The sequence below is a fragment of the uncultured Paracoccus sp. genome, from assembly GCF_945915435.1.
In the GTDB taxonomy this organism is placed as follows: Bacteria; Pseudomonadota; Alphaproteobacteria; order Rhodobacterales; family Rhodobacteraceae; genus Paracoccus.
Window position 1 is genome coordinate 1 of sequence record NZ_CAMEFG010000017.1, and the last position, 18180, is coordinate 18180.

The window sequence follows — 18180 nt, forward strand, 5'->3', positions numbered from 1 at the left end:
GCAGCTGGGCAGCTGGGCAGCTGGGCAGCTGGGCAGCTGGGCAGCTGGGCAGCTGGGCAGCTGACACCAAGTTCAAAATTCGCGAATCCGTCAAGAACCATTGTCCGCCAGAACCGCCCCGTTCGTCACCCGAATGAAATGTCCACCACGCCGAGCAAGCGTGTCGCGCCCCAAGCGACTTGCCACCAAGCCCGCGTGAAAACTCGGGACGACTTCATCCTAGAAACGATGTTCTCGCGTCGTCGAGGTGGCGAGGCATTGTTCCGATTGAGGCAGTAAATGCCTATCTATGCGGGAAATATTCCCCGCATATATCGCGGAATTTGGGCTTTCATACGGCCCCGGCGAAATCCGGCTTGCCCGAAACGCCTCAGCTGCGCCGGGTCAGGCGGCGGGCATTGGCCGAGGCGCGCCGCCGATAGGGTCGCAGCGCCGCCGCCATGACGTGATCGGCCCGCTTGCCGCTGGCCGCGGCACGCAGCGCGGCGCGCATCGATTCGCCCGCGGCATCGGCCTTTTCCTGCACCATCCGCTGCGGCTCGGCCGCGTCCTGTTTCAGGACCCCCATCATCCCCGCCACGCGCAAGGCGATCACCATCTGCGAATTCCATGCGATCTGGTTCATCTGCCGCCACAGCGCGAACGGCACCAGCATGACAGCGGGTCCGAATATGCCCGTCTTCATTCTTTGTCTTTCCTTTCCTGTCGCGTTTGTCCAAAGCTGGAACGGCGCGAGACATTTGCCAAGTGCCCATTTCGGACCACCGGCAGCCCTTCACCCCTTTGCGCAAAGCCCCTATAAGGCCGGATCATGATGAACGAAATCACCTTGCTGCGACCCGATGACTGGCACCTGCATCTGCGCGACGGCGAGATGCTGGCGGCGGTCTGCGGTCATTCCTCGCATTTCGGGCGGGCGATCATCATGCCGAACCTGGTGCCGCCGGTCGTGACCGGGCAGCAGGCGGCAGATTATCGCGACCGGATCAATGCCGCATTGCCGAAAAACGTGACGTTGCGTCCCTTGATGACGCTCTACCTGACCGAGACCACCGATCCCGCCGATGTCCTGCGCGCCCATCGGGACGGCGTGATCTCGGCGGTCAAGCTGTATCCGGCGGGTGCCACGACCAATTCGGCCAGCGGCGTGCGCGATTTCGACAAGGTCCGCCCGGTGTTCGAGGCAATGGCGGAAGCCGGCATCCCGCTTTGCGTGCATGGCGAGGTGACGGACCCCGAAATCGACATCTTCGACCGCGAGGCCGTCTTCATCGACCGCGTTCTGGACCCGGTCCGGCGCAAGAACCCCGGCCTGCGCGTCGTGATGGAACATATCACCACCAGCGACGGCGTGGATTACGTCGGCGCGGGCGACGATATCGCAGCGACGATCACCACCCACCACCTGGTCATCAACCGCAACCATATCCTGGTCGGCGGGATCAAGCCGCATTACTATTGCCTGCCCGTCGCCAAGCGCGAAAGCCACCGGCTGGCGCTGCGCCGCGCCGCGACCTCAGGCGATCCGCGCTTCTTCCTGGGCACCGATTCGGCGCCTCACCCCGACACGGCCAAGGAATCGCCCTGCGGCTGCGCGGGCTGCTTCACCGCGCCGAACACCATGTCGATCCTTGCCCATGTCTTCGAGGAAGACGGCGCCCTGGACCGGCTGGAAGGTTTCGCCTCGCGCAACGGTCCCGCCTTCTACCGCCTGCCGGTGAACGGGGACCGCATCCGGCTGGTCAAGCGCGACACCCCCGCCGAATACCCCGCCAAGATCACCACCGGGGCCGAGACCGTCACCGTCTTCGACCCCGGCTTTCCGCTTTACTGGCATGTCGAGGATCCCGCATGACCCTGCCCTTCCCCCCGCGCGAAGAGATCGCGCGCCTGACCGCGCGAATGCTGTTGGAAATCAAGGCCGTGCATTTCAATGCGGCGGAACCCTACACCTATGCCTCAGGGTTGAAGGGGCCGACCTATATCGACTGCCGCAAGCTGATCAGCCATCCGCGCATCCGCGCGACCCTGATGGATTTCATGGCGGCGACCGTCATGCGCGACGCGGGTTTCGAGGCCTTCGACAACGTCGCGGGCGGCGAGACGGCGGGCATCCCGTTCGCCGCGATGGTCGCCGAGCGGCTGGCCCTGCCGATGACCTATGTGCGCAAGAAGCCCAAGGGTTACGGCCGCAACGCGCGGATCGAGGGCGAGATGACCGAGGGCCAGCGCGTCCTGCTGGTCGAGGACCTGACCACCGACGGCGGCAGCAAGCTGTCCTTTGTCGATGCGATTCGCGAAACCGGCGCGGAATGCGGCGATACGGCGGTGATCTTCTATTACGACATCTTCAGGGGAACCGCGCAAAGGCTGAACGATCACGGGGTGCGCCTGCACTATCTTTGCACCTGGTGGGACGTTCTGGCCGAGGCCCGCGCACAGGCTGCCTTCGACGAGGCGACGCTGGCCGAGGTCGAATCCTTCCTGGGCGACCCGCGCGCATGGCAGGCGGCCCACCCCTGACGCCAAAAGGCAATGGTCCAATCGGGGCCGGTATGTGATAAGCAAGCCTTACGGGAATCGAGGGGTCGGCATGAGCGAGCTGCGCGCGTTGGAGATCAGGAAACCATCCGAACTGGCAAGCGAGGCCGCAGATCAGGCCGTTCCCTTCTCGATCGAGGCCGAGCAGCAGTTGCTGGGCGCCCTGCTGACCAATAACGAGGTTTTCGACCACGTTACCCGGATCATCAAGGCGGAACATTTCTACGATCCGGTGCATCGCCGGATCTATGAAATCTGCGCGCAGCGGATCACCCGCAACGCGCTGGCCAGCCCGGTCACGATCAAGGCCTTCATGGAAAACGACCAGGGGCTGAAGGACCTGGGCGGACCGGCCTATCTGGCGCGGCTGGCGGCGGCGGCGATTTCATCCCATGCCGCGCGCGACTATGCGCAGATGATCCGCGAATTCGCGATGCGCCGCGACCTGATCGCGCTTGGCCATGACATCGCCGCCCGCGCCTCGACCGTCGCGGTCGAGGACAATGCCGAGGAACAGATCAAGGACGCCGAACAGGTCCTTTACAAGCTGGGCGAACAGGGCGTCGCCGAGCGCGGCTTCCAAAGCTTTCTTGCCGCCGTCACCGGCGCGTTGCAGGCGGCCAATGCGGCCTACAGCCGGGGCGGCGGGCTGTCGGGCATCGCCTGCGGGCTGGTCGATCTGGACAACAAGATGGGCGGGCTGAACCGCTCGGACCTGATCATCCTGGCGGGGCGGCCCTCGATGGGAAAGACCTCGCTGGCGACGAATATCGCCTTCAACGTCGCCAAGGCCCACCGCACGGGCGAATTGCCCGACGGCAGCCAGGGGTCCGTCGCGGGGGGTGTCGTCGGCTTCTTCAGCCTTGAGATGTCGGCAGAACAGCTTGCCGCCCGTATCCTGTCCGAGGCCGCCGAGGTCCCCAGCGAAGCGATCCGCCGCGGCGACATGTCCGAGGACCAGTTCCGCCGTTTCGTGCAGGCCGCGCATGACTTGCAGAACTGCCCGCTTTACATCGACGACACCCCCGCCCTGCCGATCAATCAGCTTGCGGCGCGCGCGCGCAAGCTCAAGCGCACGATGGGGCTGGACCTGCTGATCGTGGACTACCTGCAACTGCTGCGCGCCGCATCCGCCAAGGACAGCCGCGTGAACGAGGTGTCGGAAATCACCCAGGGCCTGAAGGCCATCGCCAAGGAACTGGACATCCCCGTCATCGCCCTGTCCCAGCTTTCCCGCCAGGTCGAAAGCCGCGAGGACAAGCGCCCGCAACTGTCCGACCTGCGCGAATCCGGGTCTATCGAGCAGGACGCCGATATCGTCATGTTCGTCTTTCGCGAAGAATATTACCGCGAGCGCGAAAAACCCGCCGACCACGATCTGGACAAGATGGCGGCGTGGCAGCAGGTCATGGAATCGTGCCACGGCAAGGCCGAGGTCATCATCGGCAAGCAGCGCCACGGTCCCATCGGCACGGTCGAACTGTCCTTCGAGGGCCGCTTCACCCGTTTCGGCAACCTTGAAAAGCATAGAAACTGGGACGCGGGATGAACTTGCCCGTTCCGGTCGTGACCATCGGGCTGCTGCTGGTCTCGAACATCTTCATGACCTTTGCCTGGTATGGCCACCTGAAATACAAGAGCGCGCCCCTGGCGGCCGTGATCCTGATCAGTTGGGGCATCGCCTTTTTCGAATACCTGCTGCAAGTGCCCGCCAACCGCACCGGGCATGGCTATTTCTCGGCAGCCCAGCTAAAGACCATTCAAGAGGTCATCAGTCTTTCGGTTTTCGCTGTCTTTTCATGGCTCTGGCTGGGTGAGCGGATGACATGGCAGCATGGCGTCGGATTTTCATTCATCTGCCTGGGGGCTTGGTTTGTCTTTCATGACTGGTCCTAGAACGCCGCCGCGGCTGTTCACGCTGGTTGCCGTGACCGGCCTTGCCGCGATGTCGATGAACGTCTTTCTGCCCTCATTGCCCGGAATGGCGCGCTATTACGGCGTGGAATACGGGGTGATGCAGCTTTCCGTCTCGGTCTACCTCGCGATGAGCGCGGTCCTGCAACTGCTGGCCGGGCCGGTCAGCGACCTGTTCGGGCGGCGCCCGGCGATGCTGGGGGCGCTGGCGGTCTTTCTGCTGGCGACGGTGGGGACCCTTCTGGCGCCGTCGGCGGGCTGGTTTCTGTTCTTCCGCATGGTGCAATCGGTCGTGACGGCGGGGATGGTGATCTCGCGCGCGGTCGTGCGCGACATCGTGCCGGGGGCCGAGGCCGCCAGCATGATCGGCTATGTCACGATGGGCATGGCGGTCGTGCCGATGGTCGCCCCGGCTTTCGGCGGCATTCTTGACGAGGCCTTGGGCTGGCACGCCAATTTCGCGATGATGGGGCTGCTTGGCCTGGCGGTCTTTGCGCTTTGCTGGTTCGACATGGGCGAGACCGCCAAGGACGGCGGCGTGCCCCTGCGCCAGCAGTTCTCCACCTACCCGGAACTGGCGCGATCCTGGCAATTCTGGGGCTATGCGCTGGTGGCGACGCTGACCTCGGGGTCGTTCTTCGCCTATCTGGGCGGCGCGCCCTTCGTGGGCGAGACGGTCTTTCACCTCAGTTCCGCACAGGTGGGATATTGGTTCGCGGCGCCCTCGATCGGTTACGCGATCGGCAATTTCGTGTCGGCGCGGGGGGTGAAGGTGATCGGGATGAACCGGCTGATCCTGACAGGCACGATCATCGCCAGCCTTGCCCCGACCATCGCGCTGGCCGCCGACCTGGCCGGATGGCACCAGCCGCTGATCTTTTTCGGAGCGGTCGCCTTTCTTGGTCTGGGCAACGGCATGGTCCTGCCGGGCGCCAATGCCGGGTTGATGGGCGTCCGGCCCGAACTTGCGGGCACCGCCAGCGGCTTCGGCGGCGCGCTGATGGTCGCGGGCGGCGCCTTCATGGCCGCCATCGCGGGCGCGCTGCTTGGCCCGACGACGGGGGCCGCGCCGCTCCTGGCGATCATGGCGGCCTCGTCCATCGGCTCGGTCGTCATCATCCGGCTGGTCATCCGCCGCCAGCGCAACAAGATGATGCAGGGCTGAACGCTTGCCTTTGCACCTTTGCAACGTCTATCCATGACTTTGCAAAAGCGGAGCAACCCTTGGCCACGCAAAAGATCTATGCCGGCGTCACCCTGCGCGAAACGCGTAAGCGCAGCCGCCTGACCCAACGCGAATTCGCGCAGCGGCTTGGTATCTCGCTGCCCTATCTTTCGCAGATGGAAAACAACCATCGCCCGGTTTCGGCGGGGGTGCTGCTGCGGTTGGCGTCCGAGTTCTCGGTCGATCTGGGCACGATGGCGATGGGCGATTCCGAGCGGATGGCCGTCGATCTGGCCGAGGCGCTGGCCGATCCGCTGTTCGACGCCCCGCCGGGGATGAGCGATCTGCGCCTGACCGTCACCAACGCCCCCGCCTTCGCGCGCGCCTTCCTGGACCTCTACCGCGCGCATCGCGAGGGGCAGGAACGCCTTGCCGCGCTGGATGAGGCCCTTGGCGCGGGCGCGCAAAACGCCACCCCCGCCCCTTGGGAGGAGGTGCGCGACTTCTTCCATTATTGCGACAATTACATCGACGCCGTGGACCGCGCGGCGGAACGCTACGGGACCGCGGACGGCGACATGCCCCCGACCGCCCGCGCCATCCGCGCGCTGAACCGGCTTGGCCTGTCGGTCGAGATGGCCGAACTGGGCGGCGGGCCGGTATTCCAGCGGCAGGGGCGGCGTCTTATCGCGAATGCGGCGGCAAATGCGGAAACGCTGGCCTTCCAACTGAACCACCTTGTCGCGCTAGAGGCGCATGGCGACCTGATCGACGCCACGCTGGAGCTTGCGCGTTTCCGATCTTCCAGCGCGCGCGACATTGCCCGCCTGGGTCTGGCCAATTACTTCGCCGGGGCCGCGATGATGCCCTATTCGCGCTTCCTTGCCGCCGCGCAGGCCGAACGCCACGATCTCGAACGGCTGATGCACCTGTTCCATGCCTCGCTGGAGCAGGTGGCGCATCGGCTTTCGACCATGCAGCGTGCGGGGGCCAAGGGCGTGCCCTTCTTCTTCGTGCGCGTCGATCAGGCCGGAACGATCACCAAGCGCCACTCGGCCACGCGGTTGCAATTCGCGCGTTTCGGCGGCGCCTGCCCGCTGTGGACGGTTCATCAGGCCTTTGAAACCCCGACAAGATTCCTGCGCCAACTGGCCGAAACCCCGGACGGCAAACGCTATCTGTGCCTGTCGCGGGACGTGTCGAAGCCCGGCGGGGCCTTCGGTGCGCCGATCCGCCGCTTTGCCATCTGCCTGGGGTGCGAGATCGCCCATGCGGGCCAGTTGGTCTATGCCGACGGTCTCGACCTGGCCAATCCCGAAGGTTTCGAGCCGATCGGCATTTCCTGCCGCATCTGCCCGCGCCAGAACTGTCACCAGCGATCCGTCCCGCCGGTCGGGCGGCCGCTGCGAATCCCCCCCGACCGCGCCGGACCGCTGCCCTACGCCTTCGAATGACATCCGCGATTCGGGGGCAAGGCGCGACAACCGGCCGCATCAATTCCTGATATCCGGTAAACGGATTTACGCACCGTCACCCTGCCCGCCGGAATTTCGGCGATAGCTTGCCCGCCGCCCCGCGTGGTGAGCGACATTTCGCCAAACGGTAAAATTTTCTGCTCGGAATTGTTGCAAGAATGGAACGGGTCCGGTTTACCCCTTGCATGCGCACCGATCGGTTTGCCGGTCAGGGTAGCGCCCAATCAGATTTGGACAGTGACATTGCGCATCACCCATCGCCTGAACGCGGTTCTTGAACGCTGGTTCCCGGAACAACGCCTGTTTCTCAAGTCGGAAAACAACGCCCGTTTCCTGCGCCTGCGTCCCCTGACGCAGATCTGCGCCATCGGCGGCGGCGTGGTGGTTCTGGGCTGGACGCTGGTGGCAAGCGCGATCCTGGCGATCAACGCGGTCGGCGAGGGTGGTGCGAAGAACGAGGCCACGCAGGCCCAACATGCTTTTGAACAACGCCTGACCGCGCTTTCCAGCGAACGCGACGCCCGCGCAACCGAGGCGCTGGCGGCACAGGATCGTTTCTCGGCCGCGCTGGCGCAGGTGTCGCAGATGCAAAGCCAGCTTCTGCAATCCGACACCCGCCTGCGCGAGCTGGAATCGGGCATCGCCATCGTCCAGGCCTCGCTGCAAGAGGCGCAGACGGCCCGCGACATGGCCATGCTTCAGGGCGAGGGCGAGGGTGATGGCATCCAGGCAGGCAACCGGGTCGAGGAGTTCTCGGTCGCGCTGGACATCCTGTCGAACGAGTTGAAAGAGGCCGCATCCGCCCGCCTCAAGGCCGAACAAGAGACCGCCGAGGCGCAGCGCCGCGCCCAGGAAATCGCGATGGACCACGAAAGGCTGATCGCGCGCAACAACGAGATCTTCACCCAGATCGAGGATGCCGTGAACGTCTCGGTCGAACCTCTCGAGGACATGTTCCGCAAGGCCGGCATCAATTCGGACGAGTTGCTGCGCACCGTGCGCCGCGGCTATTCCGGCACCGGCGGTCCGCTGGGATCGGCCACGGTCTCGACCCGCGGCAATGCCGAAATCTCGCAGGAAGAGGCGCGGGCGCAGGAAATCCTGATCTCGCTTGACCAGATCAACACCTACCGGATCGCAATGGACAAGATGCCGCTGGCGATGCCTGTGAAATCGGCCTTCCGCTTCACCTCGCCCTATGGCCGGCGTTGGGGCCGGATGCATGAAGGCATCGATTTCGCCGCCCCGGTCGGCACGCCGATCTATTCGACGGGCGAAGGAGAGGTGATCTTTGCAGGCTGGCAGCGTGGCTATGGCAACCTGATCAAGATCCGCCACGCGCTTGGCACGGAAACCCGCTATGCCCACCTGTCTAAAATTCGGGTGAGTGTCGGGCAAAAGGTATCGCGCGGCGCATTGATCGGTGATATGGGCAACACTGGTAGATCGACCGGCCCGCATCTTCACTATGAAATCCGCGTCGACGGTCGGTCCGTGGACCCCATGAGTTTCATCAAGGCTGCCCAGAATGTTTTCTAAGACCCGTGTCACCGAACCCGGCCCCCGCCAGCAAGGCGCTGCCGAACCCGAAGCGCCCAAAAGCCATGACGCAAGCCACGACCTGACCGCCAGCGCCCCGTCGCGCGTGCGCTCGGCCCCTTCGGTCCTGTCTTCGGACCTGACCGTCACCGGCAATATCAAGACCGCGGGCGACGTGCAGATCGAGGGCACGGTGGAAGGCGACATCCGCGCCCGCCAGCTGACCGTCGGCGAAACCGCCACCATCAAGGGCGAGATCGTCGCGGACGAGATCATCGTGAACGGCCGCGTCATCGGCCGCGTGCGCGGGCTGAAGGTGCGCCTCAGCGCCTCGGCGCGGGTCGAGGGCGATATCGTCCACAAGACCATCGCCATCGAATCGGGCGCGCATTTCGAAGGCTCGGTCCAGCGTCAGGACGACCCGCTGAAAAACGGCGTCACGCCCAAGCTGGCCCCTCCGGCGGGCAACGGGCCGGACACCGAATAAACGACGCTCGCACGGACGGACGAATGGGCAGCCCCGCAAGGCTGCCCTTTTCATGTCATTCGTCGGGCATCAGCAGCCGATACATGTGCCAGCTTGCGTGACCCAGCACCGGCAGCACGACGAACAGCCCCAGAAATACCGGCAGGATCGCCAGGAACAGTAGCGCCGCGATCAGCACGGCCCATGCCAGCATGACCCCCGGATTGGCGAAAACTGCCCGGAAGCTGGCGATCATCGCCGTGATCAGGTCGATTTCGCGGTCCAGGATCATCGGCAGGCCGACCACCGTGATCGCAAACAGCATCGCGGCAAAGCCCGCGCCGACCACCGCGCCGACCAGCAGCATCGCCAGCCCCCTGCCCTGCAACAGCAATTCCGGCGAAGAGGTGATGTTGGTCAGCGACGACAGCCCCATGAACAGGGCGAAATTCGTATGGGCGACAAAGACCCAGAACATGAACATCAGCAGGATCAGCATCGCCATCGAGGGCACCTGCCGATCCTTTTGCGCCACGACCGTGCCCAGGACCTCGCGCCAGATCAGGGGTTGGCCCAACTCGATCCGGCGGCTGACCTCGTAAAGGCCGACGGCGGCAAAGGGGGCGATCAGCGGGAAGCCGACCAGAAAGGGCAGCAGCCACCATTCTTGCCCCGACAGGAAGGCGACCGAGGCCAGAACCAGCCCGCCCGCGACGTAGAATGCCGCGAAGAACAGGCCGAAACCCGGCGCCTTCAGGAAATCCCACCAGCCAGCCCGCAACGCCTGACCAATGGCGTCGAAGCCCAGCCTTGCGGGATCGCCCGGCTGATAGGGCAAGAGATCCTGCCTTTCCCCGGCGGAATCGTCGTTTTCGCTTCTGGACATGAGCCAGCCTCTCCTGTCATGGAAGGTTGGGCGGCGTCAGGCGAAACGCGCCCTGAGTGCCTGCTCGACCAGGGGGGTGACGAATTTCGACACATCCCCGCCAAGCCGCGCGATTTCCTTGACCAGTTTTGACGCGATTGCCTGACGGCGCGCATCGGCCATCAAAAACACCGTCTCGATACTGGCATCCAGCGCGCGGTTCATCCCAACCATTTGAAATTCATATTCAAAATCTGTAACCGCCCGCAGCCCGCGAACGATGACCGAGGCGCCGACATCCCGCGCGCATTCGATCAGCAGGTTCTCGAATGGGTGGACCAGCACCTCGATCCCCGCCTTTGCGGCAATGCCTTCGCATTCGGCCTGAACCATGCGCACCCGCTCATCCAGCGTGAAAAGCGGTTGCTTGTCGCGATTGATGGCGATGCCGATCACCAGCCGGTCAACCAGCACGGCGGCCCTCTGGATGATATCGACATGACCAAGCGTTATGGGATCGAAGGTGCCGGGGTAGAGACCAACTCGCATATGCCGTCCTTTTTGGGTCACATCATCGACCTGGAACCGCAGCCCCGTGCCGCGCGCAAGATCCGTCGTGAAATCCGCTGCGTCAAGTGCCGTTTTCCGCGCGTATCACGCGCCCATGATCATGCCGGTCAGCGCCTCTTTCTCGGCGTTCAGCTCTTTCAGGCGGGCCGAAACCACGTCGCCGATCGAGATCAGCCCGATCATGCCGCCCTCGTCATCGACGACGGGCATGTGGCGAAAACGCCCCTGCGTCATGCGATCAAGCACGCTCAGCGCATCGTCGCCGGTCACGCAGGTCACCAGCTTGCGCGTCATCAGATCCGCGACCTGGCCCTGCAAGCTGCCCGCGCCATTTTCGCCAAGCACGCGCAGAATGTCGCGTTCGGACAGGATGCCAAGCGCCGTGCGGCCGTTTTCGCTGACGACCACCGCACCGATCCGCCGCCGGGCCAACAACTGCGCAGCCTCTTCCACCGTCTGATCGGGACCGATGGTCACGATTTCATCGCTGTCCTTCATGGCCAGAATCTGCTTGACCAGCATTCCCACCCTCCTCTTTCTGTCATCGCCCGTCTCGGCTTCAGGGTTGCCGCAACCTCGCCGCGCGTCAAGAGGCGATAGGAGTCACGGCAGAGCCAATGCCTGCAATCGCGCCACCTCGGCCCGCACCCCTGCGATCAGGGCGCTGGCCAGCCGGTTCATCCGCCCCGACCGCTGATCGTCGGCATGACGCACCAGCCAGAAAGCCCGCGTGAGCGAAACCTGCCCGGTCAGCACCCGCCGCACGCCGGGGGCAAAGGGCAGCGCGAAGTCATGGACGATCCCCATCCCCGCCCCTGCCCGAATCGCCTGCAACTGCACGGACACCGAATTCGAGGTCAGCGCCGCCGCCTGCACCCCCGTCTCGGCCAGATAATCCAGTTCGGCATCAAAGATCATGTCGGGAATATAGCCGATCATCCGATGCGCCCGCAGGTCCGCCACGTCCCGGATCGGCGGATGCGCCGCCAGGTAATCCCGATGCGCGGCAAGATGCAGCCTGTAATCGGTCAGTTTCTGCACCGTCAGCCGCCCCGTCCGGGGGCGCGAGACGCCGATGACCATATCCGCCTCGCGCCGGGTCAGGTTGAAGACGCGCGGCTGCGCAACGATCTGGATTTCCAGCTCGGGGTTCTCGGCGCAGATGCGCGCGCAGATCTGGGGCAGCAGGTAATTCGCACAGCCGTCCGGTGCGCCGATGCGGAACTGGCCGGTCAGTTCCTTCTGCCCGGTCACAGCCTCGGTCGCGCCAAGCAGCGCGGCCTCGGCATTTTCGGCATGGGGCAGCAGACGCTCGCCCTCGGCAGCCAGCGCATAGCCCTGCGGCGTCTTGACGAACAGCTTGGCGCCAAGGTGCCCCTCCAGCCGCTGGATCCGCCGCCCCACGGTCGAGGCATCGACCCCAAGCCGCCGCCCCGCCCCGGACAGGCTTTCGGCGCGCGCCACCGCCAGAAAAATGCGCATGTCGTCCCAATCCACGGCCTGGCTCCTTGCATTATTGCAAAACGCTTTTGCCAGACTGTCGGTTTTCTACGCAAGGATGCAAGACTATCTTGCCGTGGAACCTTCATTCCAGACGAGGACAAGATGAACGAACTTTGCCACTGGATCGACGGGCGCGAGGTCAAGGGCACCTCGGGCCGCTTCACCGAGATCTTCAACCCCGCCACGGGCGAGGTTCAGGCCCGCGTCCCCCTTGCCACCCCCGCCGAACTGGACGCCGCCATCGCCAGCGCCGCCAGGGCGCAAGAGAAATGGGCCGCCACCAACCCGCAGCGCCGCGCGCGGGTGATGATGAAATTCGGGGCGCTGATCAACGACAACATGGATGCGCTGGCCGAACTGGTCTCATGCGAACATGGCAAGACCCTGCCCGACGCAAGGGGCGACATCCAGCGCGGGCTTGAGGTGATCGAGGTCTGCATGGGCGCCCCCAGCCTGCTCAAGGGCGAGTTCACCGACAACGCCGGTCCCGGCATCGACCTTTATGCGATGCGCCAGCCGCTTGGCGTGGTCGCGGGCATCACGCCCTTCAACTTCCCGGCGATGATCCCGCTGTGGAAGATGGGTCCCGCGCTGGTTTCCGGCAACGCGATGATCCTGAAACCGTCCGAGCGCGTGCCCTCGACCTCGCTCATGCTGGCAAAGCTGGCGCAAGAGGCCGGCCTGCCCGACGGCGTGCTGCAAGTCGTCAATGGCGACAAGGAGGCCGTCGATGCCATCCTCGACCACCCCACGATCCAGGCGGTAGGCTTCGTCGGCTCGACCCCGATTGCGCAATATATCTATAGCCGCGCGGCAGCCCACGGCAAGCGCGCGCAATGCTTCGGCGGCGCCAAGAATCACATGATCATCATGCCCGACGCCGATCTGGACAAGGCCGCCGACGCGCTGATCGGTGCAGGTTTCGGCGCGGCGGGCGAACGCTGCATGGCGATCTCGGTCGCGGTGCCAGTGGGCGAGGCTACCGCCGACGCGCTGATCGAACGCCTGGTCCCCCGGATCGAGAAACTGAAGGTCGCCCCCTATACCGGCGGCGATGACGTCGACTTCGGCCCCGTCATCACCGGCGCCGCCAAACAGCGGATCGAGGGGCTGATCGGATCGGGCGTCGAACAAGGCGCCAAGCTGGTCATCGACGGCCGCGGATTGCAGATCCAGGGCTATGAAAACGGCTTCTTCGTCGGCCCGACGCTGTTCGACGACGTCACCCCGGACATGGACATCTACAAGGAAGAAATCTTCGGCCCCGTCCTGTCGACCGTGCGCGCCCAGAGCTATGACGAGGCCCTGAAACTGGTCTGCGACAACGAATATGGCAACGGCACGGCCATCTTCACCGCCGACGGCGACACCGCCCGCGACTTCGCCAGCCGCGTGAACGTCGGCATGGTGGGCATCAACTTCCCGATCCCGGTCCCGCTGAGCTACTACAGCTTCGGCGGCTGGAAACGCTCGGCCTTCGGGGATCTCAACCAATACGGTCCCGACGCCTTCCGCTTCTACACCAAGACCAAGACCGTTACCTCCCGCTGGTTCTCGGGCATCAGGGAAGGCGCCAGCCTCAACTTCAAGGCGATGGACTGATTGCGGCGCCGCATGGGTATTTGGGTGATAGAGAAAACATTTTCTTCATCACTTAAATACCCATGCCAGGCAAGCAGCCAGGCGCAGGGCGGCAGACAGGGGATCGGCACGGCTGCCGGTCCCCTTTTTTTGGCGCGGGGAATGGGGTCGGGCCAAGCTGTGCCTGATTTGCAACTCTACGGTGAAACCATCCGAAAATTCGGAAACCCCGCACTGGCGCTGGCGTTGGGCGACGGACAGCGCATCAGGCTTGGATGAAATTCGGTTACAGGGATGTCAAAGCTCAGGATCATTGCAGCCGTTGGCCTGACAGCTACGTTCTTGCTGCCGGTTCTGGGTTTCGTAAGCAGCCAGTTCCCGGCCCGGTCCGGCGAGACGGCAGCGCAGGAAACCGTGACCCCGAACATCCCCGGCCGATCGGCACGGCATCTGGGGATGGCGCATGAGGCTGGCGACTGTCCGGCCAATATGCGGATCGGCGGCGAAGGTTGCCTGCTGTTCGTTGCCGCAGGGACCCAAGCGATCAGCAGGCCCATCCAGGTTGCAGACACGGGCCATCAACTGCGGGTCGGGGAGATGATCGCCCCCGGCGAATTCCACCCGATCAACCGTCCCGGGCTTTACGGCCTGGCCCCCGCGCCGCATGGTCAAGGCTTCGGAATCGTCGAGGGCAAGCTGTTTCGTTATGATGCCCAATCCATGCAGGTGATGTCGGTGATCCGGCAAATCGATCACGTATTGGACTGAATTTTCAGCCTTTCAGCAGGGCCTTGGCGGCGGCGCGGGCGGCGGGGGTGACCTCTTCCCCCGCGAGCATCCGGGCCAGTTCATCCACCCGTTCATCGCGGGTCAGGCTTGTCACGGTCGAGGTCGTCATCCCGTCCGCCACCGATTTCGCGACGCGGAAATGCTGGCTGGCCAAGGCCGCCACCTGGGGCGAGTGAGTCACGACCAGCACCTGCGCGCCATCGGCCAGCCGGGCAAGGCGGCGCCCCACGGCGTCCGCGGTGGCACCGCCCACGCCCCGGTCGATTTCGTCGAAGATCATCACCAGCGCATCATTGCCGCGCGCAAGGCAAACCTTCAGCGCCAGCAGAAAACGCGACAATTCCCCCCCCGAGGCGATGCGGTCCAGCGGTCCCGAGGGCGCGCCAGGGTTGGTCGCGACGGTAAAGGCGACATTATCACGCCCCTCGGGTCCCGGCTCGCCCGGCGACAGGCGGGTTTCAAAGACCGCGCGTTCCATCTTGAGCGGAACAAGTTCGGCTGCCATCGCGGCATCGAGCCGCTCGGCAGCCGCCGCCCGTTCGGCGGCCAGCGCATCGGCGGCAAGCGCATAAGCGGCTTCCGCCTGCGCCAACGCATCCGAAAGGCTGGCGAGTTCGCTTTCGCCCGCATCCAAGGCGCCGAGCCGTTGGCGAAGATCATCCGCGAGGCTGGCCAGGTCGTCGGGCAGGACGTCATGCTTGCGGGCAAGGGCGCGCAGGGCGAACAGCCGTTCCTCGGTCTGTTCCAGGTCGTGGGGGTCGAAGGACATGCCGTCCAGCGCGGTTTCGACGCCGGAAAACACCTCGCCCAATTCGATCAGGGCGCGTTGCAGCGCGGACAGGGGGGCGTCCAGCGCGCCCTCGGCCCGGTCGGCGGCGCCTTCCAGCCAGCGGTTGGCGTCCAGCATCGCGCCCTCGGCGCCTTCGGGACCAAGGGCTTGCAGGGCGCGGGCGACATCGGCGCGGATTTTCTCGGCGGCCTGCATGGCACGGCGGCGGGTGTCGAGCTCAGCCTCTTCGCCGGGCTGGGGATCAAGCTTGTCCAGTTCCGCGTCGGCATGGCGAAGGAACTCCTCTTCGGCGCGGGCGGCGGCCAGACGGGCCTCGGCGGCTTGCAGCGCCTGCGCAGCCTCGCGCCGCCGTCCCCATGCGGCGCGGGTGGGGGCAGTCTCGATCCCGGCGAAAGCATCCAGCAACAGCCGGTGGCCGCGCGGGTTCAGCAGCCCGCGGTCGTCGTGCTGCCCGTGCAGTTCGACCAGCGTTTCCGACAGGTTGCGCAGAACCTCGCCCGAGGCGCGGCGGTCATTGATCCAGCCGGTCTTGCGGCCTTCCGCGTTGTTAACGCGGCGCAGGATCAGCTCATCCTCGACCGGGATGCCGGCATCGGACAGGACCGCGCGCGCGGGGTGATCGGGGGGCAGGTCGAACACGGCGGTCACCTCGGCCTGCGTCGCGCCCTGCCGGACAAGATCGGCGCGGCCACGCCAGCCAAGGACGAAACCCAGGCAATCCAGCAGGATCGACTTGCCCGCGCCGGTTTCGCCCGTCAGCACGTTCAGGCCGGGGTGAAACTCAAGCGCCAGCCGGTCGATCAGCAGGACGTCGCGAATGTCGAGATGCCGCAGCATCGCGGCCTACAGCCATCTGCCCTGAATGACCTGACGATAGACATTCGTCAGCCAACTGTCGCCCCGCGCCTCGGGCTGCAAGCCGCGTCCGCGAAGCTGCGCGAATGCGTCCTGATAGAAGGGCGAGGACTGGAAGTTGTGGCCCAGGATCGCGCCGGCGGTCTGCGCCTCGTCGGTCAGGCCAAGGGACAGGTAGGCCTCGGTCAGGCGCATCAGGGCCTCGGGCGTGTGGGTGGTGGTCTGGAAATCCTCGACCACGACGCGGAAGCGGTTGATCGCGGCGGAATGGTGCCCGCGCTTGAGGTAATAGCGCCCGATCTCCATCTCCTTGGCGGCAAGGTGATCGAAAGCCAGGTCGAACTTGAGAATGGCCGAACGCGCATATTCGCTGTCGGGATATTCCTCGATCACCTCGCGCAGCGATTGCAGCGCCTGGAACGTCAGGCCCTGGTCGCGGCCCACGTCGTCGATCTGGTCGTAATAGCTGAGCGCGAGCAGATATTTCGCATAGGCCGCGTCTTGGTCGCCCGGATAGGTGTCGATGAAACGCTGCGCGGCGCCGCGCGCCTCTTCGTAATCGCGCGCCTTGTGGTGGCTGTAGGCCTGCATCACCAGCGCCCGCTTGGCCCATTCGGAATAGGGATAGAGCCGCTCGACCTCGCTGAAGTAGCGCACGGCGTCGCGCGGACGGGTGTTGTTTTCCAGCTCATATTCGCCGCGCTTATAGATTTCCTCGGCGGTGAAGTTCTCAAGCGATTCGTTGCTGTCGTTGCCACGGCCAAGGCCGCCGCAGCCAGACAACAGGCTTACCGAAAGCGCCAATGCCACGAGGGAACCCGCCGTTCTCATGCCCGCCATTCATTACCTGCCTGTCCGATTCCATTCATATGCTGAGGCCGGTAGGCGGCACAGCGACGACCTGTTAGCACAGAAAAACCGGCGGCGCAAAATGGCAAAGCATTCAACGGCTCGTGATTTGCGGACACGGCTGGCCGTCAGGCGACGGCCAGTTGGTTCGTCCGGGTGATCTTGTGGAAAACGCCCGCGCCGGGCATGCGCTGTTCCAACCCGCGAGAGCAGGTTTCCCAACGCCAGGCGTCGGAATCGGCGAACAGCGCGCGCAGCAGGCGGTTGGTCATCGCATGGCCCGCGCGGTGGCCGGTGTAACGTGCCAGCAGGGGTGCGCCGGCCAGCGCCAGGTCACCCATCGCGTCCAGCATCTTGTGGCGCACCGCTTCGTCCTGGTGGCGCAGCCCGCCGGGCGACAGCACCTTGTCGCCATCGACCACGACGGCGTTCAGGAACGAGCCGCCAAGGGCAAGGCCGGATTTCTGCATCGCCTCGACATCCGACAGGCGGCAGAAGGTGCGGCTGTCCATCAATTCGCGCACGAAGGCACCGTTGGCCATGTCCAGCCGCTTTTCCTGATGCCCGATCGCGGCATCGGCAAAGTCGATGTCGAAATGGATCTCCAGATGGTCGGCGGGGGTCAGGCGGGCAAAGCTTTCGCCCTGGCGCACCTCGACCGGCTTGAGAACGCGCAGGACGCGCAGCGCCGCTTCGGGCTGCGGGCGCAGGCCAGCCTCGATGATACCGGCGACGAAGGGGGCCGAGGAACCGTCGAGGATCGGGATTTCCGGCCCGTTCACCTCGATCACCGCATTGGTGATGCCAAGCCCGGCCAGCGCCGCCATCACATGTTCCACCGTCGAGACGCTGGCGCCTTCGCCGTTTTCCAGCAAGGTGCAAAGCTGCGAGGGCGTGACCCGGTCCCAGCGGGCCGGGATCAGCGCGCCGTCAAGATCGCTGCGGCGAAAGACGATGCCGTGATTGACGGGGGCGGGCAGGATGGACAGGCGGACAGCCGCACCCGAGTGCAATCCGACGCCACGAAACTGGGCCTTATGCGCAATGGTATACTGCATGACTGTCATCCGTTTCTTGCTCTTGCGGCCTGTATGAAGCCTGCCTCTTGATCTTGCAGGCGGGCGCCGGGGAATCGGTCGCCTTGCCCTGCATTCCAGTTAGGCACGACCGGCGCGGCGCTCAATTAACGAATTGTGTCGCTTTGAAACATTCCCGCCGGGTTTCGCAACAATATGGGAAAATCGGCGGCAACCCCCTGAAACGGAATAAAAAAGAGGC

Annotated in this window: 18 protein-coding genes; 10 read left to right on the top strand and 8 right to left on the bottom strand. The window is 64.8% G+C overall.

Features of this window, described 5'->3' with window-relative positions; translation table 11 throughout:
• Positions 1 to 370 precede the first annotated feature (370 nt).
• Positions 371 to 685, bottom strand: coding sequence for an antibiotic ABC transporter (locus tag Q0O97_RS07495; RefSeq protein WP_294926812.1), 315 nt, complete (start codon positions 683 to 685; stop codon positions 371 to 373).
• A 126-nt stretch (positions 686 to 811) separates the two neighbouring features.
• Here Q0O97_RS07495 and pyrC point away from each other — a divergent pair, with 126 nt between their 5' ends.
• From pyrC to Q0O97_RS07535, 8 genes are all read left to right on the top strand, one after another.
• Positions 812 to 1855 (top strand): dihydroorotase, encoded by a 1044-nt coding sequence (gene pyrC, locus Q0O97_RS07500; RefSeq protein ID WP_294926814.1) that lies wholly within the window; start codon positions 812 to 814, stop codon positions 1853 to 1855.
• Complete coding sequence (locus Q0O97_RS07505; RefSeq protein WP_294926816.1) at positions 1852 to 2523, top strand: orotate phosphoribosyltransferase; 672 nt, start codon at positions 1852 to 1854, stop codon at positions 2521 to 2523. Before pyrC ends, Q0O97_RS07505 begins: the two co-directional genes overlap by 4 nt.
• Before the next feature lie 70 nt (positions 2524 to 2593).
• Positions 2594 to 4090 carry a replicative DNA helicase gene (locus Q0O97_RS07510; RefSeq protein ID WP_294926818.1) on the top strand — a complete coding sequence of 499 codons (1497 nt, stop codon included), beginning with the start codon at positions 2594 to 2596 and terminating at the stop codon, positions 4088 to 4090.
• Positions 4087 to 4437 (top strand): DMT family protein, encoded by a 351-nt coding sequence (locus Q0O97_RS07515; RefSeq protein ID WP_294926820.1) that lies wholly within the window; start codon positions 4087 to 4089, stop codon positions 4435 to 4437. The genes Q0O97_RS07510 and Q0O97_RS07515 overlap by 4 nt, the downstream gene beginning before the upstream one ends.
• Positions 4424 to 5620: a multidrug effflux MFS transporter gene (locus tag Q0O97_RS07520; RefSeq protein ID WP_294926822.1), complete on the top strand. Its 1197-nt coding sequence runs from the start codon at positions 4424 to 4426 to the stop codon at positions 5618 to 5620. The genes Q0O97_RS07515 and Q0O97_RS07520 overlap by 14 nt, the downstream gene beginning before the upstream one ends.
• A 59-nt stretch (positions 5621 to 5679) precedes the next feature.
• Positions 5680 to 7074: a helix-turn-helix transcriptional regulator gene (locus Q0O97_RS07525; RefSeq protein ID WP_294926824.1), complete on the top strand. Its 1395-nt coding sequence runs from the start codon at positions 5680 to 5682 to the stop codon at positions 7072 to 7074.
• Between the two features lie 258 nt (positions 7075 to 7332).
• Positions 7333 to 8634, top strand: a complete 1302-nt coding sequence (locus Q0O97_RS07530) for a M23 family metallopeptidase (RefSeq protein ID WP_294926826.1) — start codon at positions 7333 to 7335, stop codon at positions 8632 to 8634.
• Positions 8624 to 9121 (top strand): polymer-forming cytoskeletal protein, encoded by a 498-nt coding sequence (locus tag Q0O97_RS07535; RefSeq protein ID WP_294926828.1) that lies wholly within the window; start codon positions 8624 to 8626, stop codon positions 9119 to 9121. Before Q0O97_RS07530 ends, Q0O97_RS07535 begins: the two co-directional genes overlap by 11 nt.
• Before the next feature lie 55 nt (positions 9122 to 9176).
• On the opposite strand, the gene Q0O97_RS07540 is transcribed toward Q0O97_RS07535, so the two are convergent.
• The 4 genes from Q0O97_RS07540 to Q0O97_RS07555 form a co-directional block, all read right to left on the bottom strand.
• Positions 9177 to 9986 (bottom strand): DUF2189 domain-containing protein, encoded by an 810-nt coding sequence (locus Q0O97_RS07540; RefSeq protein WP_294926830.1) that lies wholly within the window; start codon positions 9984 to 9986, stop codon positions 9177 to 9179.
• 36 nt (positions 9987 to 10022) lie between these two features.
• A complete protein-coding gene (gene coaD / locus Q0O97_RS07545) occupies positions 10023 to 10514 on the bottom strand; it encodes a pantetheine-phosphate adenylyltransferase (protein WP_294926832.1) in 492 nt (163 codons plus the stop codon).
• Between the two features lie 105 nt (positions 10515 to 10619).
• Entirely contained in the window at positions 10620 to 11057 is a 438-nt protein-coding gene (locus Q0O97_RS07550) for a CBS domain-containing protein (RefSeq protein ID WP_294926834.1), read from the bottom strand.
• An 81-nt stretch (positions 11058 to 11138) separates the two neighbouring features.
• Complete coding sequence (locus Q0O97_RS07555; protein ID WP_294926836.1) at positions 11139 to 12032, bottom strand: LysR family transcriptional regulator; 894 nt, start codon at positions 12030 to 12032, stop codon at positions 11139 to 11141.
• A gap of 108 nt (positions 12033 to 12140) precedes the next feature.
• On the opposite strand from Q0O97_RS07555, the gene Q0O97_RS07560 reads away from it, so the two are divergent.
• Both Q0O97_RS07560 and Q0O97_RS07565 read left to right on the top strand, forming a co-directional pair.
• The gene (locus Q0O97_RS07560; protein WP_294926838.1) at positions 12141 to 13640 is read left to right on the top strand and encodes a CoA-acylating methylmalonate-semialdehyde dehydrogenase; all 1500 of its coding nucleotides are present in this window, start codon (positions 12141 to 12143) and stop codon (positions 13638 to 13640) included.
• Between the two features lie 273 nt (positions 13641 to 13913).
• Entirely contained in the window at positions 13914 to 14387 is a 474-nt protein-coding gene (locus tag Q0O97_RS07565) for a hypothetical protein (protein ID WP_294926840.1), read from the top strand.
• A 4-nt stretch (positions 14388 to 14391) separates the two neighbouring features.
• On the opposite strand, the gene recN is transcribed toward Q0O97_RS07565, so the two are convergent.
• From recN to lpxC, 3 genes are all read right to left on the bottom strand, one after another.
• Positions 14392 to 16035 carry a DNA repair protein RecN gene (gene recN / locus Q0O97_RS07570; protein WP_294926842.1) on the bottom strand — a complete coding sequence of 548 codons (1644 nt, stop codon included), beginning with the start codon at positions 16033 to 16035 and terminating at the stop codon, positions 14392 to 14394.
• 6 nt (positions 16036 to 16041) lie between these two features.
• The gene (locus Q0O97_RS07575; protein WP_294926844.1) at positions 16042 to 16893 is read right to left on the bottom strand and encodes an outer membrane protein assembly factor BamD; all 852 of its coding nucleotides are present in this window, start codon (positions 16891 to 16893) and stop codon (positions 16042 to 16044) included.
• A 137-nt stretch (positions 16894 to 17030) separates the two neighbouring features.
• Positions 17031 to 17960, bottom strand: a complete 930-nt coding sequence (gene lpxC, locus Q0O97_RS07580; RefSeq protein ID WP_294926846.1) for a UDP-3-O-acyl-N-acetylglucosamine deacetylase — start codon at positions 17958 to 17960, stop codon at positions 17031 to 17033.
• Positions 17961 to 18180: the final 220 nt, after the last annotated feature.

Excerpts from the sequence above, each read along its gene's own strand:
- Q0O97_RS07505 (WP_294926816.1), top strand. The coding sequence starts at position 1,852 with ATGACCCTGCCCTTCCCCCCGCGCGAAGAGATCGCGCGCCTGACCGCG.
- Q0O97_RS07540 (WP_294926830.1), bottom strand. The coding sequence starts at position 9,986 with ATGTCCAGAAGCGAAAACGACGATTCCGCCGGGGAAAGGCAGGATCTC.
- recN (WP_294926842.1), bottom strand. The coding sequence starts at position 16,035 with ATGCTGCGGCATCTCGACATTCGCGACGTCCTGCTGATCGACCGGCTG.
- Q0O97_RS07565 (WP_294926840.1), top strand. The coding sequence starts at position 13,914 with ATGTCAAAGCTCAGGATCATTGCAGCCGTTGGCCTGACAGCTACGTTC.
- pyrC (WP_294926814.1), top strand. The coding sequence starts at position 812 with ATGATGAACGAAATCACCTTGCTGCGACCCGATGACTGGCACCTGCAT.
- Q0O97_RS07575 (WP_294926844.1), bottom strand. The coding sequence starts at position 16,893 with ATGGCGGGCATGAGAACGGCGGGTTCCCTCGTGGCATTGGCGCTTTCG.
- Q0O97_RS07495 (WP_294926812.1), bottom strand. The coding sequence starts at position 685 with ATGAAGACGGGCATATTCGGACCCGCTGTCATGCTGGTGCCGTTCGCG.
- lpxC (WP_294926846.1), bottom strand. The coding sequence starts at position 17,960 with ATGCAGTATACCATTGCGCATAAGGCCCAGTTTCGTGGCGTCGGATTG.
- Q0O97_RS07550 (WP_294926834.1), bottom strand. The coding sequence starts at position 11,057 with ATGCTGGTCAAGCAGATTCTGGCCATGAAGGACAGCGATGAAATCGTG.
- Q0O97_RS07510 (WP_294926818.1), top strand. The coding sequence starts at position 2,594 with ATGAGCGAGCTGCGCGCGTTGGAGATCAGGAAACCATCCGAACTGGCA.
- Q0O97_RS07520 (WP_294926822.1), top strand. The coding sequence starts at position 4,424 with ATGACTGGTCCTAGAACGCCGCCGCGGCTGTTCACGCTGGTTGCCGTG.
- Q0O97_RS07535 (WP_294926828.1), top strand. The coding sequence starts at position 8,624 with ATGTTTTCTAAGACCCGTGTCACCGAACCCGGCCCCCGCCAGCAAGGC.
- Q0O97_RS07515 (WP_294926820.1), top strand. The coding sequence starts at position 4,087 with ATGAACTTGCCCGTTCCGGTCGTGACCATCGGGCTGCTGCTGGTCTCG.
- coaD (WP_294926832.1), bottom strand. The coding sequence starts at position 10,514 with ATGCGAGTTGGTCTCTACCCCGGCACCTTCGATCCCATAACGCTTGGT.
- Q0O97_RS07560 (WP_294926838.1), top strand. The coding sequence starts at position 12,141 with ATGAACGAACTTTGCCACTGGATCGACGGGCGCGAGGTCAAGGGCACC.